The 17,496-nt window shown below is 41.6% G+C and carries 14 protein-coding genes and 1 pseudogene; 11 read left to right on the forward strand and 4 right to left on the reverse strand.

Going from position 1 to position 17,496, the window contains the following annotated elements; all coding sequences use genetic code 11:
* Positions 1-112: 112 nt before the first annotated feature.
* Together INF28_RS13150 and INF28_RS06405 are read right to left on the reverse strand one after the other, a co-directional pair.
* A pseudogene (locus tag INF28_RS13150) lies at positions 113-625 on the reverse strand (IS256 family transposase); the annotation flags it as partial.
* Between the two features lie 196 nt (positions 626-821).
* Complete coding sequence (locus INF28_RS06405; protein WP_226392637.1) at positions 822-1,883, reverse strand: copper amine oxidase N-terminal domain-containing protein; 1,062 nt, start codon at positions 1,881-1,883, stop codon at positions 822-824.
* Positions 1,884-2,155: 272 nt separating this feature from the next.
* Here INF28_RS06405 and INF28_RS06410 point away from each other — a divergent pair, with 272 nt between their 5' ends.
* From INF28_RS06410 to INF28_RS06420, 3 genes are all read left to right on the forward strand, one after another.
* Entirely contained in the window at positions 2,156-3,469 is a 1,314-nt protein-coding gene (locus INF28_RS06410; RefSeq protein WP_226392638.1) for a cation:proton antiporter, read from the forward strand.
* A gap of 154 nt (positions 3,470-3,623) precedes the next feature.
* Positions 3,624-4,964 (forward strand): sodium-dependent transporter, encoded by a 1,341-nt coding sequence (locus INF28_RS06415; RefSeq protein ID WP_226392639.1) that lies wholly within the window; start codon positions 3,624-3,626, stop codon positions 4,962-4,964.
* Positions 4,965-4,977: 13 nt separating this feature from the next.
* A complete protein-coding gene (locus INF28_RS06420) occupies positions 4,978-5,337 on the forward strand; it encodes a sensory rhodopsin transducer (RefSeq protein WP_226392640.1) in 360 nt (119 codons plus the stop codon).
* Between the two features lie 48 nt (positions 5,338-5,385).
* Here INF28_RS06420 and INF28_RS06425 read toward each other — a convergent pair whose 3' ends face one another.
* Both INF28_RS06425 and INF28_RS06430 read right to left on the reverse strand, forming a co-directional pair.
* Entirely contained in the window at positions 5,386-5,898 is a 513-nt protein-coding gene (locus tag INF28_RS06425; RefSeq protein WP_226392641.1) for a Gx transporter family protein, read from the reverse strand.
* Positions 5,899-5,958: 60 nt separating this feature from the next.
* A complete protein-coding gene (locus tag INF28_RS06430; RefSeq protein WP_226392642.1) occupies positions 5,959-6,333 on the reverse strand; it encodes a NusG domain II-containing protein in 375 nt (124 codons plus the stop codon).
* 253 nt (positions 6,334-6,586) lie between these two features.
* On the opposite strand from INF28_RS06430, the gene INF28_RS06435 reads away from it, so the two are divergent.
* The 8 genes from INF28_RS06435 to INF28_RS06470 all read left to right on the forward strand — a co-directional run bounded on the left by INF28_RS06435 (position 6,587) and on the right by INF28_RS06470 (position 17,483).
* On the forward strand, positions 6,587-8,017 hold the full coding sequence (locus INF28_RS06435; RefSeq protein ID WP_226392643.1) for a nicotinate phosphoribosyltransferase: 1,431 nt from the start codon (positions 6,587-6,589) through the stop codon (positions 8,015-8,017).
* A 71-nt stretch (positions 8,018-8,088) separates the two neighbouring features.
* On the forward strand, positions 8,089-9,222 hold the full coding sequence (locus INF28_RS06440) for a ribose-phosphate pyrophosphokinase (RefSeq protein WP_226392644.1): 1,134 nt from the start codon (positions 8,089-8,091) through the stop codon (positions 9,220-9,222).
* The gene (miaB, locus tag INF28_RS06445; protein ID WP_226392645.1) at positions 9,219-10,637 is read left to right on the forward strand and encodes a tRNA (N6-isopentenyl adenosine(37)-C2)-methylthiotransferase MiaB; all 1,419 of its coding nucleotides are present in this window, start codon (positions 9,219-9,221) and stop codon (positions 10,635-10,637) included. The genes INF28_RS06440 and miaB overlap by 4 nt, the downstream gene beginning before the upstream one ends.
* 2 nt (positions 10,638-10,639) lie before the next feature.
* Complete coding sequence (locus INF28_RS06450; protein ID WP_226392646.1) at positions 10,640-11,029, forward strand: YlbF family regulator; 390 nt, start codon at positions 10,640-10,642, stop codon at positions 11,027-11,029.
* Positions 11,030-11,163: 134 nt separating this feature from the next.
* Positions 11,164-13,785, forward strand: a complete 2,622-nt coding sequence (mutS, locus tag INF28_RS06455; protein ID WP_226392707.1) for a DNA mismatch repair protein MutS — start codon at positions 11,164-11,166, stop codon at positions 13,783-13,785.
* A gap of 16 nt (positions 13,786-13,801) precedes the next feature.
* A complete protein-coding gene (gene mutL, locus INF28_RS06460; protein ID WP_226392647.1) occupies positions 13,802-15,745 on the forward strand; it encodes a DNA mismatch repair endonuclease MutL in 1,944 nt (647 codons plus the stop codon).
* Positions 15,746-15,760: 15 nt separating this feature from the next.
* A complete protein-coding gene (gene miaA, locus INF28_RS06465; RefSeq protein ID WP_226392648.1) occupies positions 15,761-16,633 on the forward strand; it encodes a tRNA (adenosine(37)-N6)-dimethylallyltransferase MiaA in 873 nt (290 codons plus the stop codon).
* Between the two features lie 190 nt (positions 16,634-16,823).
* The gene (locus INF28_RS06470) at positions 16,824-17,483 is read left to right on the forward strand and encodes a redox-sensing transcriptional repressor Rex (RefSeq protein WP_226392649.1); all 660 of its coding nucleotides are present in this window, start codon (positions 16,824-16,826) and stop codon (positions 17,481-17,483) included.
* Positions 17,484-17,496: the final 13 nt, after the last annotated feature.

The following is a 17,496-nucleotide window of genomic DNA, read 5'->3' on the forward strand; positions in this document are numbered from 1 at the left end:
TTGCGGGAAAAGCAAGCAATGACGCCGGTTTCTCGATGAATCCGGCGTCATTTTATACGACAACATAAAGTTTATGAAAAGAAAGCGCATTTTGCTTTTATCATCTCGCTTGCGGATATGCTTCAGTTATGCTCTCTTTTATACCGCTAAGCCCATCTGCGCATAATATTAGAATATCCTGCTCTCCCCGGTTTTTCAGGTCATTCAGCATACCCAGCCAATATTTTGACCTATCATTTTTGCCAATTGTTATATTTAGTATTTACTGGCACCTCTTGTCATTGACGCCAAGAATGATGTGTGCAGAATAGGCTCATCACGAACTGAAAAATGGATTGCCTCAATGAAAACGATCGGATATACCGCAGATAAGGCCGATTTTGCCATTCTTCTATCTGCAGTAATATCTTGTTTGATACGCTCGTTACCATACTTTTATTGACTTCAAAGCTGTAAATTTTTTCTATTATGGCTGAAATCTGTCTGGTGGTCATTCCCTTTGCTGATATTGCTATGATTTTTCTTTCTATCTCGGATATATCCTGTTTTGCGCTTTTGCACAATCCGAGGCTCAAAATCCTTGTGCAACCTCAATCGGCATTTTGCCATAGGAGCTACGCAGTTTTTATATCATATATTGATTGCCTCTTTGTGTATACTTTTTTAGTGTTGATCTATATTTATATTTACGCAAGTTGGTAAAGCCTAATATTTTTGGAATTTTTGATAATGTACAAGGACGGCCCCACCGAAAATTCGGCAAGCCCGCCCTTTTCTTAATCTTATTAAAAAATAACAGTGTAGAAATATATCTTTGTCTATCAGTTATTTATGGGAGTTGAAGATTGCAAGGGTAACTCATTGTTTTGAACTTTGTTCAAAAAATCCAAAAATGCTTCTTTGCTATTTTGGCATATTCCATAGTTTAGACGAGCTTGTCCGGTGGATTCACAGAAGAAATACCGATTATCCATGTCGGCTGCCAACAGATATAGGTGAAAAATACCATTTGTGTCCTGTGTGATCGCTCCGATGGTCCCCAACAAATATTTTTCCGGGCCTTTGCCGGTGAGTAGAATAATATCCTTTCCACCGCATTTTTCCTTGCTGACAGAGTATAAATCCTCAAACAGCAGACCGGCTTCCTTTTGCGTTTGTCGTATGCGGGCTAGCAGGACTTGGGTATCTAAATCATCTATTGCATAATTTTCCGACGATTGATCCATGATGGAAAGAATATATTGGTCACAGAGAAGCAGCCAACGGCCGGAGAAAATTTTTTCCGTCTTGACAAGATTGTCTGTAAATATATTACTGAAGTCGTTGGAATATTGATTCATTTCCGTTACTAAAAAAGACTGTTCAAATTCATAACGGATTTGATCTCTGTTTGCTGCTAGAAGCTGCGAATCCTCCGTTGTAAGAAGTCCGGGAATTGGATAAGTAATTAAAACCTGCTGGGCATCTTCGTTCCAATCGACGAGTGCATCCAGTGCTTCAGAAATTGCGCGAACCGGGACCATGGTGCGGTCATTGATCAGGCGTGAAGGAACATCTAACGCAATTGCAATACCATTTTTTTTCAAGGTGGGCGTGTCAATAGTAGTTTCGACAGTAATCTCTCCCAATGTGACAGACGCAGTCTGCGTTTCCTCAGTCCAAGATACCTCGGCTCCCATTGCTTCAAAAATGGCACGAAACGGTACCAGGGTACGGTCGTTTTCGGAAATAGGCGGTACATCGCTTTGAATTTGTGTTCCGTTAAGCCAAATGGTAATATTGGTAGGAACAGGATTATCGGCCCATGCCGATACATATAAAATTGAAAGAGCCAAAAGAATCATTAGACAATTTTCTGTAATTTTGCAGAATATTTTTTTCAAAACATATTCCCCCTTACCATATATATTCTTGATTCGTAGTGTATCACAAAATACGTTAAAATGCAATGATATTTACAGAAAAACTTTTTTTCAAAATATAATCTAATTATTCTAAAGAGGAAAAATAAGGAAATATATTAATACATATGTGATGAAACAACGAATTTAAAAGAAAAAACTAAGGATTTATTGGCGGAAATTGTAGTAGACTTGTAAAAACATATGTAGTATAATAATTTTGGTTTTGGATATGAGAAAAGAGGGAAAAAGAAATGGATGTTAAATATTTATTGGACATTGCAATCATTTTGCTCAGCACAAAGCTTTTAGGCCTTTTAACTCGGCGTATACAGATGCCCCAGGTAGTTGGCGCTCTGCTGGCTGGTTTGATTCTTGGCCCAGCATGTCTTGGATGGATTGGGGAAACGAGTCTGATTAGTAGTATAGCAGAAATTGGTGTTATAGTTTTAATGTTTAATGCGGGAATGGAAACCGATGTACAGGAACTAAAAAAGTGTGGTGCGGCTTCAACAGTAATTGCTGTTATGGGTGTTATTGTTCCGCTGCTAGGCGGTTGGGCTTTGGCAAGTGTCTTTCATCCGGCTACGGATTTTATGACTATGCTGCAAAACATTTTTGTGGGTGTTATACTTACAGCGACTTCGGTTAGTATTTCCGTAGAAACATTGAAAGAATTGGGAAAGTTATCCACCAAGTCTGGGAATGCGATTTTAGGCGCTGCTTTGATTGATGATGTGCTGGGAATTATTGCATTGACAATTATCACCAGTTTTGCGGATCCTTCCGTCAGCATTGCTGTGGTAGGATTGAAAATTTTAGGCTTTTTTGTATTCTGCGCGTGCATTGCTTTGCTTTTTTATAAGGTAATTACTCCATGGCTCAATCGATATACTAAGGATTTAAGAAGGTTTCCAATTCTTGCTTTTGCCTTTTGTTTGTTGATGGCTTATTGTTCAGAACGTTTTTTTGGTGTATCCGATATTACGGGTGCCTTTGTAGCAGGTTTGATTCTGTCCAATAACCGGCATACAACTTATATGCAGGCACGTTTTGATGCTATATCTTTTATGTTGCTTTCGCCAGTGTTTTTTGCAAGTGTTGGACTTAAAGTAACAGCTGATCATATGAATGGTACGCTTGTACTATTTATTGTTTTGCTTACATTAGTGGCTATTGTGAGCAAAATTATCGGATGTGGATTGGGAGCTAAACTATGCCGATATACAAATCTCCAAGCTACTAAAATAGGGGTTGGCATGGTTTCGCGAGGTGAAGTAGCGTTGATTGTGGCCAGCAAAGGCGCAACATTGGGACTTATGGTTAATGAATTTTTTGCACCGGTGATTATTATGGTAGTGGCAACGACGATTTTGACACCGATTATGCTAAAGATGGTTTATAAATACCAGGCAGCACGGCAAAGTGAGCCAATGATGGAAAGTGCTTTGGTGGAACGGTTTGAGGAAAAGGGCTACTTAGAGCATATGACGCAAGAAGCACTTCGAAGACATGAGGACATGAAAGAGCAAATTAGACAAGCGGAAGCAAAAACAAAAAACAAGTAGAAAAACAGGGAAACCTATTGCCTTTTACTTGTTCTTTGTGGTATAATAATAGAAAATATATTTTAGGTCGCCTGTAGATAAAGACAGGCGGCCGTTCTTAGCATTTTTGGGGCTTAATAAAGTTTAAAATGCGATTTTTAAGGGAGGAAAAAATATGCACGAAAGAGGAAAATTTTCCAGTAAGGTTGGATTTGTATTGGCCGCGGCTGGATCAGCAGTTGGTTTGGGAAATATTTGGAGGTTTCCATATTTGGCGGCAAATTATGGTGGTATGTTTTTGTTGACCTACTTGATTTTAGTCATTACTTTTGGTTTTACTGTTATGTTGACTGAAATTGCCATCGGACGTAAAACTGGCAAAAGTCCTATCGGTGCTTTCGCCTCACTGAATCAAAAATACCGTTTTATTGGATGGATTGCTGTTGCCGTTGTGTTTATTATATTTCCGTATTATAGTGTGATTGGCGGCTGGGTTTGTAAATATTTGATTGTATTCCTCATGGGACAGAATCCTTCGGTGGAGCAGAGTGAGAACTTTTTTAATCAATACATTGCGCAGCCTATTGAACCAATGATATGGCAGATCTTGTTTGTACTGGCTACAATGGGGGTAGTCGTTCGAGGCGTGAAAAAAGGGATTGAGGCGGCAAGCCGTATTCTTATGCCCCTTTTGGTGATTTTGACCGTAGCCATTGCGATTTATTCTGTATGTTTGCCTGGTGCACTGGAAGGTGTAAAATATTATTTAGTGCCTGATCTTGGGAAAATGAATGTGAATATGATTTTGGCGGCTATGGGGCAAATGTTTTATTCCATGTCTTTAGCAATGGGTATTATGATTACCTATGGATCTTATCTTCGTAAAGAAGACGATCTCGAAAAATCAGTAGGCCAAATTGAAATTTTTGATACTGGAATTGCAATTTTAGCAGGTTTTATGGTTATTCCTGCAGTATTTGCTTTTGGAGGTAAAGTGAACCAGGGTCCTGGATTGATGTTTGTGACCTTGCCACAGGTATTTTCCAGCATGCCTTTAGGGCGTGTGGTGGGTGCTGCATTCTTCCTGCTTGTACTGTTTGCCGCATTGACTTCTTCTATTTCAATTATGGAAGCGCTGGTTTCTACCTTGTGTGATCAATTTAGATTGAGCAGAAAAGCATCTTCTTGTGTCATTGCCGCGTGGGGTATTTTGATAGGTATTGCTCCGTCTTTAGGATTTGGGCTTTGGCAAAATGTGAAGATAATGAGTATGGATATTTTAACCTTTATGGACTTTATTACAAATTCAGTGCTTATGCCTATTGGAGCATTTTTAACCTGTGTATTTGTAGGATATGTTATTGGTGTGGATACCATCGAAAAAGAGGTAGAATTGTCTTCGCGTTTTCGCAGAAAAAAGATGTATGTTGGTATTGTCCGTTATGTAGCACCTGTATTTATTTTGGCAATATTAATCAGTTCAGTTTTGAGTGCGTTTGGATTATTGACATTGTAAGAGGTGAAAGATTTTGGAGATTGGCAAAAAAGTTTGGGTCATTGCGGATGGTTACATGAATCATACGCAGAAGGGAAACTTTGAAAGTCATGAAGCAGTTTGTGTTCTAAATGTTTCCGGTAAAGCGGCGCAGATTGAAATTACAGTTTATTTTGAGGATCAGGATCCCATCAGCGGATTTCGGGCAGTGTGTGAAAATAACAGAACCAATCATATTCGCTTAGATAAAATTACCAATGATATAGGAGAAAAGATTCCTTATGAGAAGCCTTATGCATTACTGATAAAAAGTGATGTGCCTATTGTGGTGCAGCATAGCCGGATGGATGTATCACAGCCAGAAATGACTTTGATGACAACGATTGCATATTAAAAACTCCCGAAACGGATTTATCCGTTTCGGGAGTTTTACATTGCACAATTATCTTGTTAGCCAGTTGCGGACTTTTTGGCCGTAACGCTGGTTCAGGTACCAAATGCAAAGACCGGTAAAAAGCCCGGTGAAAATACCGGATATGAGAAGAATCGGCAGATACCAGACAACCGATATCGTTTGTGTAATGAGACATGCGGCAAGTATTTGGATGGTGTTATGCACCATGGCGCCGACTGCACTGATTCCCCAGATATAACGCATGCCCTGTCTGCAAATCAGGAGATATTCAATGGCAAAGCAGCCGAGTCCACCCGACAGACTATAGATGAGCATGAGTGGGCTTCCTGTCAGCAGTGTGCCCAGGCAAATGCGTGCCAGTAAAATGCAGACCGCTTCTTTAGGAGAAAGGAAAAGAAGGGCAAACAGTGTAACAATATTAGAAAGGCCCGGTTTAATGCCTGGAACGGGAATCAATCCGGGAAGCCGTGCTTCTATAATAAAAATGGAAAGTGCGATGGCGGTCAACACGCTGCAAAATGTAAGATGTTTCAGTTTCATAAAAATCTCCTTATAGGTCGCTGTGTAGCGAAAATTATTGGGATTTGCAAGCGGCTTAGTTTATCGGCTCACGGCATCGGGGGAGGCTGTATTACTGCTTTTTATCTGGATAACGACCTGGTTTGGAAGACATACAATAGGATAAATCCCATTTTTAATGATGCCTTGATGTACGCAAAGCTGATCCGGACAGGTGGAAGAGTACATAGAGATTTGCCCGTGTTCAATAAGGATTATATTTTCGCCCAGTTTGGATGTAAGTGTAATTTTTTCTGGTTCGGTTACCGAGCTTAAGTCGATGGTCTGCATCAAGATACCTTCCTGATAAATTTCTGCCTGTGCTGACTGGGGACTTGCAAATTTACTAATCCCAATGGCGATGGTGCAAAGCAGAAAAATGCTGCTGAGAAATAAAATCCAATGACTGGCTCGCATAGACGTCCTCTCTTTTCTTCTGTGTTAAAAACTTGTAAATAAACGGTAAAGATTCGTTAAAATACACAAATTTAAAAGCATGTTTTGCAAAAAAATTACCGTTACTACTGAATCATACCGATTTTGAGGATTTTTGTCAAGTTTTTATTAGAAATGCTTGTTTTTTTATTTCATTTTATGATATACTACTTGCGTAGATTTTTTGATTTGGATTAAGAAATTTGTTTTAATAAAGAAAGAAGGCTTTGGAAGTATGAATTATACCATGCTGACAGACTTTTATGAATTGACCATGGCAAATGGATATCTGAAAGAGGGAATGGGAGATAAAATTTCCTATTTTGATATGTATTTCCGTCAAGCACCGGATGGGGCTGGCGTTGCGATTATGGCCGGTGTAGAGCAACTGATTGCATACCTTGAAAATTTGAAATTTGAAGAAGAGGATATCGCCTTCCTGCGGCAGAAAAATATGTTTGATGAAGATTTTCTTACGTATTTGTCTAATTTTAAATTTGCCTGTGACGTTTGGGCGATTCCGGAAGGGACGCCGATTTTTCCGAATGAGCCGATCGTGACGGTAAGAGGACCGCTGATTCAGGCACAATTTGTAGAAACTATGATTTTGCTGACGATAAACCATCAAAGTCTGATTGCCACAAAGAGTAATCGAATTGTCCGTGCGGCGGGGAATATTCCGGTCATGGAGTTTGGCTCTCGGCGGGCGCAGGGTTACGATGGTGCTATATACGGCGCAAGAGCTGCATATATCGGCGGTGTGGTTGGTACAGCGTGTACCATTTCCGATCAGTTGTTTTCCGTTCCCGCGCTTGGTACCATGGCGCACAGCTGGGTGCAGTCTTTTGATACTGAGTATAAGGCGTTTTTGGCATATGCAAAAGCCTATCCTAATAATTGTACGCTATTGATCGATACCTATAATGTTTTAAAAAGTGGACTGAAAAATGCAATCCGAGTTTTTGATGAGGTGCTGCGGCCTTTGGGAATTACCAATTGCGGTGTTCGGATTGACAGCGGAGATATTACATATCTCACTAAGAAATGTCGGAAGATTTTGGACGATGCAGGATGGAAGACTGCTAAAATAGTGGTTTCTAATTCTTTAGATGAATATATTATAAGAGATATTTTGCTTCAGGGCGCTAAAATTGATTCTTTCGGTGTGGGAGAACGGTTAATTACCTCTAAGTCCGAGCCAGTATTTGGCGGTGTGTATAAGATGGTGGCTGTTGAAGAAAATGGGAAGATTCAGCCTAAAATTAAAATTAGTGAAAACGTTATCAAGATCACGAATCCTTATTTTAAAAAAGTATACCGGCTTTATTCCAAAGAGACTGGTATGGCGATTGCAGATGTACTGACTACCTTTGATGAAACCATTGATACCTCAAAACCCTATGAGATATTTGATCCTAGAAATACATGGAAAAGGAAGACGATTACCAATTTTGAAGCGGTGGAGCTACAAGTCCCCATTTTTCAAAAAGGAAATTGTGTTTATCATTCTCCTTCCCTTCAGGAAATTCGGGCTTACTGTGAAGACCGTTTAAATACCATTTGGGATGAAGTGAAACGTTTTGAAAATCCGCATGAATATTATGTGGATTTATCACAGAAATTATGGGATATTCGTTACAAGATGCTTTCTTCGTATAATTTTTGACAGAATAATTGACAGAAAAAGCGCAGCGCGCATGAGATAAAAGTTTTACAAGTGAAAGGATGGATTAAAAAATGGAGAGCGCAATTGAATCTTATAATTTAGGACGATTGGGTGTTATTGGAATGAAAGGCTGTGAAGAGATTACCTGTAAAATTAATCGCCATTTGCAGAATTTTAATGAAGGTAATGACAATCAGATTGATACTTTTATTATTCCGATTACCTGCCCGCGGTTTGGTACAGGGGAAGCGAAGGCGATGATTATGCATTCAATCCGTACGTATGATGTGTATATTGTCATGGACGCCTTTAATTATGGTGTAACCTACAGCATGTACGGAAAAGAGCATCCTATGAGTCCGGATGATCATTATCAGGATTTAAAGCGCGTAATATCTGCTATGGGTGGCAAGGCAAAACGAATTACGGTTATTATGCCTATGCTTTATGAGGGTCGTCAGCACAAAAGAGTAGCACGTGAGTCTTTGGACTGTGCGCTGGCTTTGCAGGAACTGGAAAATATGGGCGTAGATAATATTATTACTTTTGATGCCCATGATGCTCGTGTACAAAATGCGGTGCCTCTTAATGGTTTTGAAAACGTACATGCCACCTATCAGATGATCAAAGCATGTTTGCGTTATGATTCTGGCATTATCCTGAATAAAGATCAAACTATGATCATTTCTCCTGATGAGGGCGCTATGGGGCGGTGTATGTATTATTCTTCAGTGCTGGGTATGGATCTCGGCATGTTTTATAAGCGCCGCGATTATTCCACTATCATTGATGGAAAAAATCCTATTGTGGCACATGAATTCTTGGGAAATGATCTGGCAGGAAAAGACGTCATTGTAGTAGATGATATGATCGCTTCTGGTGATTCGATGATTGATGTGGCCAGAGAACTGAAAAAGAGAAAAGCCAAACGTGTGTTGGTATTTGCCACTTTCGGATTGTTCACAGAGGGAATCTCAAAATTTAACCAGGCATATGAGGAAGGCCTGTTTGATGCAGTTTTCACCACGAATTTGGTATACCGGAGGCCAGAACTGCTTCAGGCGCCTTGGTATCATGAAGTGGACATGTCAAAATACATAGCTTTGCTGATCAAAACATTGAATGAAGAAAAGTCTATCAGTGATCTTTTGACACCGATTTCAAGAATTGAGAAAATTTTGAATAAATACAGGAATCAATTATGAGACAATCAAAATTAGTTAGTGCCGAGGAAATGGCGGCGCAAAAAAATTTTATACAGCAAATTCATATGTTTTACTGCCAGCAAGGGAAAAAGCCTTCTGCTTTTGTGGAAACCTATGGATGTCAGCAGAACGCTAGTGATTCAGAGCGGCTGATGGGTATGCTTGAGGAGATGGGATTTTCGTTCTGCAGTGAGCCGGATGAGGCGGATCTTGTGCTGTATAATACCTGTGCAGTACGGGAAAATGCAGAACTGCGTGTTTTCGGTAACATTGGTGCTTTGAAACATGTCAAACGCCGCCGTCCGGAGATGGTCATTGGCGTTTGTGGCTGTATGATGCAACAGGCGCATATTGCAGAAACTATTCGGAAAAAATATACCCATGTGGATCTAGTGTTTGGCACCCACGCATTGTATCGTTTTCCAGAATTACTGTGGAGTGTTTTGCAGCACCAGAGAATTTTTGAAATTGCAGATGAGGAAGGACGAATTGCGGAGGGAATTACAAGCCGCAGGGATATGCCTCCGCTTGCTAGAATCCCCATTATATACGGATGCAATAACTTTTGTACTTATTGCATTGTCCCATATGTCAGAGGCAGGGAACGCAGCAGAAAAATACAGGATATACTGGCAGATGTTTGCGATGTGGCAGCCAAAGGGTATCGGGAAGTTATGCTTTTGGGGCAAAACGTGAATTCGTATGGCAATGATTTGGAGGAAGAGATTGATTTTGCTTCCCTAATGCGGCAAGTGTGCCGCGTAGAGGGAATTGAGCGGGTTCGGTTTATGACTTCTCATCCCAAGGATTTATCAGATGCGTTGATCGATACCATGGCGGAAGAACCCAAAATATGTAAGCAGCTGCATTTGCCGGTTCAATCGGGATCGGATCGTATTCTAAGGGCAATGAACCGCAAATATACAGTAGCGGAATATCTGGAGTTGGTGGATAAAGTCCGGGCGAAAATGCCAGATATTGTTTTGACTACAGACATTATTGTTGGTTTTCCCGGCGAAACGAATGAGGATTTTGAGCAGACCCTTGCTATCTTAAAAAAGGTGCAGTATGATACCATCTTTTCCTTTATTTATTCTAAAAGAGTCGGAACGCCTGCGGCACAAATGCCGGATGTGATGACAGAAGAGGAGAAACATCGGAATTTTGAAAAAATGCTTCAGGTGCAAAATGAAATTTCCAGACGGAAAAATGATGCATACCATGGGAAAGTGGTGACAGTTTTGGTTGAAGGCGCCAGTAAAAATAATTCCGAGAATCTGACCGGTAGGACCGAAGGCGGTAAGGTGGTGAATTTCCCGGGAAATGCGTCTCTTGTAGGAAAGTTTGTGCGAGTGAGAATTACACAAAGCCAAACATGGTCTTTGTTTGGTGAAATAGAAAGTGAGGAAGCGTAATTATGGATCGCGAAAGAATATTTGAAAAGGCAAAAGAACTGGGTGAACTGATAGCACACAGCCAGGTGAAAGCCCGGGCAGATGAAGCAAACCGCGCTTTATCAGCGGATGAAACCGCCGTGGATTTGATCAGTAGCTATAATGATAAACGGGAAGAGAAAATGGCGGCGCTAGAAGGCCGTCAGCCTTCTGCTGAGGAGGCTCGGGAAATCAATGAATATTTGCAGCAGGAGTTTAACAAAATTGCTGAAAACCCGGTTATCCGAGAATATATCGAAGCAAACCAGACTCTGGATCAGGTGCTCTCTCAGATGGATCAGATCATCCGAAATGCAATTTCTGGTTCCGGCGGCTGTAGTGGGTCTTGTGCCTCTTGCTCTGGCTGTCATTGATGGGAAAAGGCAAATCCCTGTGAACTTCCACAGGATGAAGAACCGTTGACCGCATATTCGGTCTGCGGTTTTCTTGTAGATGGACATACGTAAATGTGGAATGGAGATGATATGACATGGCGGTGGAAATCGAAATGGATAAGCTGACGCCAATGATGCAGCAGTACTTTGCGGTCAAAAATGAATATAAGGATTGTATTTTGCTGTATCGTTTGGGAGATTTTTATGAAATGTTTTTTGATGACGCCATGATTGCTTCTAAGGTGCTTGACATTACACTGACCGGAAGAAACTGTGGCCTGAAAGATAGGGCTCCTATGTGCGGAGTTCCCTTTCATGCGGTAGATGGTTATGTCGCCAGGCTGGTGGCCGCAGGATACTCTGCGGCAATCTGTGAGCAGGCGGAAGACCCGGCTTCTGCCAAGGGAATTGTAAAGCGTGAGGTCATTCGGGTTGTGACGCCCGGAACCATAATGGATTCTGCTGCACTAGATGCCAATAAGAATAATTATCTTTGTTCTTTGTGTGTAGGGGAAAATGGAAGCGGTATTGCGTTTGTGGATATTACTACCGGAGAGTGTACAGCGAAGGAGCTTGCAAAAGAGAATTTTACCTGTGCGGTTATGAACGAACTTGCAAAGTTTATGCCCATTGAAGTAATTATGAATCTGCGGGCATATGAAAATACTGGTTTAGTACAGGAAATTCGGGATCGGACCCATGGTGTTGTTCGGAATTACTATGATTGGGCATATGAAGAGGAAGCGGCGAAAAAGAAAGTGACGGTACAATTTGGAAGCCTACAGGAGGCATCCCTTCAGGACAAGCCAAACTGTGTTTGTGCCATTGGTGCTTTGCTCTTGTATTTGGAGGAAACCCAGAAAACGGAATTGAAAAATTTAAAACAGGTTGAAGTAGACCGGGATGCAGAAAATATGCAGCTTGATATGTACAGCCTGCGGAATCTGGAGATTTTGGAGACGCTGCGGGAGCGCAGCAGCCGCGGCAGCCTTTTGCATGTCCTGAATAAAACCAGGACGTCTATGGGATCCCGCTTGCTTCGTAAGTGGTTGACCGCACCTTTGATGAATTGTGCCGCAATTGCAAACCGGCATGTGGCGGTGGATGAGTTAGTCAAAGACCCTCTACTTCGAGCAGAAATAGTGGAAGCGCTGAAAAAAATTGCAGATATCGAACGGTTGATTAACCGAATTGTGTATAAAAATGCTGGTTGTGCCGACTTGACGGGATTGAAAATTTCGCTTCAACAGCTGCCGGATATTGCAAGATGTTTGGAAGACTGCCAGGCAAGCCTTCTTCGACAATGCCTTAAAAATATGGATGTGCTTGAAGATATTGCAAAGCTGATTGATACCACTATTGATGAAAATGCGCCGGCAACTTTGAGAAACGGTGGATTGATCCTTCCGGGAGCCAATGAGGAATTGGACAAAACCAGAAATTTGATGGTAAATGGAAAAGCAATTTTAAATGAATTGGTAGAAAAGGAGAAGGAAAAAACAGGGATTAAGACGTTAAAGCTGGGTTATAATAAAGTTTTTGGGTATTATGTGGAAGCTACGCGGATGTATGCCGATAAAATTCCCGACTATTTTATCAGAAAACAGACCCTTGCCAATACGGAAAGATATATTACACCTGAATTAAAAGAAGTGGAAGAAGCAGTTTTAGATGCCAGCACCAAGAGTGTGGATATGGAATATGAGCTTTTCTGTCAGGTACGAGATCAGGTGGGTCGGGCTTTTGACCGAGTTCAGAGAACAGCAGAAGCGATTGCTGTGGTGGATGTACTTTGTTCCTTTGCTGCGGTAGCTGAGAAAAATGGTTATGTGATGCCTGAAGTCAATATGGGAGATAAAATTTCAATTAAAGACGGAAGGCATCCGGTGGTAGAGCAATTGAATAAAGACCATATTTTTATTCCGAACGATGTGATATTGGATAACCGTGAAAATCAGGTGGCTATTATCACTGGACCCAATATGGCGGGAAAATCCACTTATATGCGGCAGACAGCCTTAATCGTGCTGATGGCACAGGCGGGAAGTTTTGTGCCTGCCCGACAGGCGGAAATTGGAATTGTAGACCGTATTTTTACCCGGGTAGGGGCATCTGACGATCTGTCTGCAGGTCAGAGTACTTTTATGGTGGAAATGAACGAAGTAGCCTATATCTTGGATAATGCAACCTCCAAGAGTTTGGTAATTTTAGACGAAATTGGGCGTGGTACCAGCACTTTTGACGGACTTGGAATCGCGTGGGCGGTTGCGGAATATATGGCAGATTCCAAAAAATGCGGCGCTAAGACGATGTTCGCGACGCATTATCATGAACTTACCCAACTGGAAGATAAAATTCCAAATGTAAAAAACTATTGTATTGCAGTAAAGAAGCGTGGTGATAGTATCAGCTTTCTGCGTAAAATTATCCGCGGTGGCGCTGATGAGAGCTATGGCGTAGATGTCGCTGCTCTGGCGGGCGTGAAAAAATCAGTAGTGCGCCGCGCAAGAGAAATCGTCGCTTCTTTGGAAAGTGAGGAAAAGAGCCAGGTACAGGATGCCAAAATACATACAAAAATTCCGGAGGAGAACGGAAACCAGGCCCAAATGAATTTTTTAGGTGCTGCGGAAAATCCTGTCTTGACGGAACTGAAAGCTCTTGATTTAAATGTTATCACGCCAGTAGAGGCGCTGACCAAACTTTATGATTTGCAGGCAAAAGCGAAGAATCAATAAGAAAGGAGATCCGTGTATGCATCAAATTCAGGTATTAGATCAGGCGGTAGCGGATAAAATTGCCGCGGGCGAGGTGGCAGAGCGCCCTTCTGCGGTAGTAAAAGAGCTGGTAGAAAATGCGATTGATGCCGGAGCGGATCGTATCCAGGTGGAGATCCGTAAGGGTGGGGTGGAGTATATTCGTGTGGCAGATAACGGCTGCGGTATTCCTGCCGGACAGGTGGAAACTGCGTTTTTGCGGCATGCCACCAGTAAGCTTTCTCAGATCGATGACTTATACCGGATTTCTACTATGGGCTTTCGAGGGGAGGCTTTAGCGAGTATCTGTGCTGTAGCGGAAGTGGAGGTCATTACAAAAACACCTGAGGAAGAAGAGGGTGTTTATCTGCGTTTGAAACATGGAATTTCTGAGGAAAAATCAGAAATTGCCTGTGGTACAGGAACTAGCATGATGGTAGAAAATCTTTTTGCCAATGTCCCTGCCAGAATGAAGTTTTTAAAAAAGGATTCTACAGAGGCGGGGTATGTTGCAGATGTACTGGGCAGAATTGCGCTTTCGCGTCCGAAAATTGCTTTTTCCTATACCTGTGACGGAAAAGAAATCTTCACGACTACTGGTGATGGAAAGCTTGCCAGCGTAATTTTGAAAATATACGGGCTGGATCATGCAAAAGCACTGCTTCCAGTAGATTATACGGAATCGGGTATACACATCAGCGGTGTGGTGGGAAAGCCAGAGCTTGCCAGAGGTAACCGGACCAGACAGACGCTGTTTGTTAACGGCCGGTATGTGAAGAATCATGTGATTGCCAAGGTGGTGGAGGAAGCGTTTCGAAATAACATGATGGTTGGAAAATTCCCGTTTTTTGTAATTAGCGTGGATTTGCCTGCAGAACTGGTCGATGTTAATGTGCATCCGGCAAAAACAGAGGTAAAATTTGCCAATGAAAAACAGCTTTATGATATTGCATATCATGCGGTCAGAAATGCGATTGGTGCCGGAGAAAAAGGAAAACGCGAGGAAGTGCTTGCGGTACAAAAAACGGAAATGCCCAAGCCTGAAAATTTTGTTCGGTATACAGACGGAGAAAAAATACAGAATCCACATGAGTTTCGCGACGCTGCACATGCAAGCGTGAATCGGACCGTTGTTCGGCAGTTTATGGAAAACACGATACCGAAACGAATTGAAAAAGAACCGGAAAGGACAATGCGTTTTCGGGAGGAATCTTCAGTCATTCCGGCGCTGCCGGTTCAAGAAGACTTCACTACACAATCAGAAGAGCGTGTTTTTGGCCATCCCGAGCGGGAATTGTCCGTGCCGGAGCAGCAAAGTATGGAAGACGTTTTAAAACCAGAGACAACGGGTTACAACGTGCCGGAGAAAAACATTATCGGGCAGGTATTTGATACATATCTGATTTATCAAACCGAAGATACCATGTGTTTGATTGATCAGCATGCTGCCCACGAACGATTCCGGTTTGAAAAATTGAAAAAGGCATATTTTGCGCAGGAACGATTTTCCCAGATGCTGCTTACCCCTGTGATTGTAACCTTAGAGCCATCAGAAAAATTGGTGGTTATGGAAAATTTGAAATATTTTTCGGACTTTGGGTTTGAAATTGAGGATTTTGGAACCAATGATGTGATTGTACATGCCTCTCCGATTGCGGCAGATGACAAGGCCATTAGTGAGTTAGTTTTAGAGCTGACAGATGCATTGCAGGAACAAATCAAGCATCCGATAGCGAATTTTGAAGAGAAGGCATTGGATATGATTTCTTGTAAATATGCCATCAAAGCGAATCATCATTTGAGCCTTCCAGAAATGCAGGATTTACTTTCAAAGGTACAGTCTTTAGAAGCGCAGGGAATCACTACCTGCCCGCATGGCAGGCCGATATCTGTACGGTTTACCCAAACTGAAATTGAAAAAATGTTTAAGCGGAAGCTATAGCAGGAGGGATAGAAGTTGGAAAAACCAGAAATTGTATGTGTGGTAGGCCCTACTGCTTCCGGCAAAACAGAATATGCTATCAATTTGGCTAAAAAATACAATGGTGAAGTTGTATCCTGTGATTCTATGCAGATTTATCGGTATATGGATATCGGTACAGCAAAGCCGACACAAGAGGAAATGCAGAATATTCCGCATCACATGATTGATTTTGTGGACCCAAGAGAGGATTATAGTGTGGCCGATTTTGTGCGTGATGCACGAGTCTGTATTAATGATATTTTAGAAAGAAAGAAATTACCTGTTCTTTGCGGCGGTACCGGCCTATATGTGGACAGTATTTTAAATCAGATTGAATTTTCAGAAGAAAAAAAAGACGAAAAATATCGGCATCAACTGCAGGAGCTTGCGCAAGTCAAAGGAAACGATGCAGTCTATGCTCTGCTTTTAGAGCAGGATCCAAAAGCTGCAGAAGCCATTCATCCTCATAATTTAAAACGCGTCATTCGTGCTTTAGAAATTATAAAAACCACAGGAATGACCAAGGAAGAGGCGGATAAAAAAGCGAGAAAGGAGCCCGTGTATCAAGCAACAATTTACGGTATGCAAATGGAGCGGGAAAAATTGTATCAGAGAATTAATCTGCGGGTGGATCAAATGATGGATCGTGGACTTTTAGACGAGGTGCGGCGGCTTTTGGAGATGGGTGTCAGCCGAAAATCTACAGCCATGCAGGCCATTGGCTATAAGGAACTTGCCGAATACTTTGATGGCTTTTGCTCTTTGGAAGAAGCAGTAGACTCGATTAAGAGGGAATCAAGACGGTATGCAAAACGGCAAATGACTTGGTTCCGCAGAAATTCAGATATTATTTGGATACAGCGTTGAAATTGTCTTTTTTTGGGACCATTTCATAAAAAATAATAAATCAAATGTACTTTAGGTATGAAATTTGTGCGGAGTGTTGAAACTTTTTTTAAGAAAATCTCTGTACAAATAAGAATCCTTGTGTTATAATTTTGTTAGTAATTTAACAAAGAGGCTTGCCGGAGATGTCCCGGCCCAAGGAGCGAGAAAAATGGAAAAAAAGGTGTCGGCATCGGTCATTAACCGCTTGCCGCGGTATTATCGGTATTTGACGGATTTGCTTAGCAGTGGAATAGAGCGGATTTCGTCAAAAGAACTCAGTGAGCGTATGCATGTTACCGCTTCACAGATACGGCAGGATTTGAATTGCTTTGGAGGTTTTGGACAGCAGGGTTATGGCTATAATGTAAAATCACTGCAAAGTGAAATTGCAAAAATTTTAGGATTAGATCGTGGATATACCGCTGTCCTGGTGGGAGCGGGAAATATGGGGCGTACTTTTGCCATTAATACCAAATTTGAATCCAGAGGTTTTCGGCTGATAGGGATTTTTGATACTGATCCTAAAAAAATTGGTACGACTCTGACCCGTTATACCATTATGGATTACAAAAATATTAAAGAATTTATCGATACGCATCACCCGGAAATGGCCATTTTGGCTGTTCCCAAGCAGGTGATTCATGGAGTGGCAGAAGAACTGATTGGTTATGGGATTCGCGCATTTTTGAACTTTTCTTATACAGAACTTTCGACTGCGGAGGATGTTGCGGTGGAAAACGTGCATTTAAGTGATAGCCTGATGCGTCTATCCTATAAATTGCTGGAACATGATCAGAATGAGGACAAAAAACAGGAATCAGAGGTTTAATTTGAATCAAAGA

It is taken from the genome of Ructibacterium gallinarum (genome assembly GCF_014982785.1).
Classification (GTDB): Bacteria; Bacillota; Clostridia; order Monoglobales; family Monoglobaceae; genus Ructibacterium; species Ructibacterium gallinarum.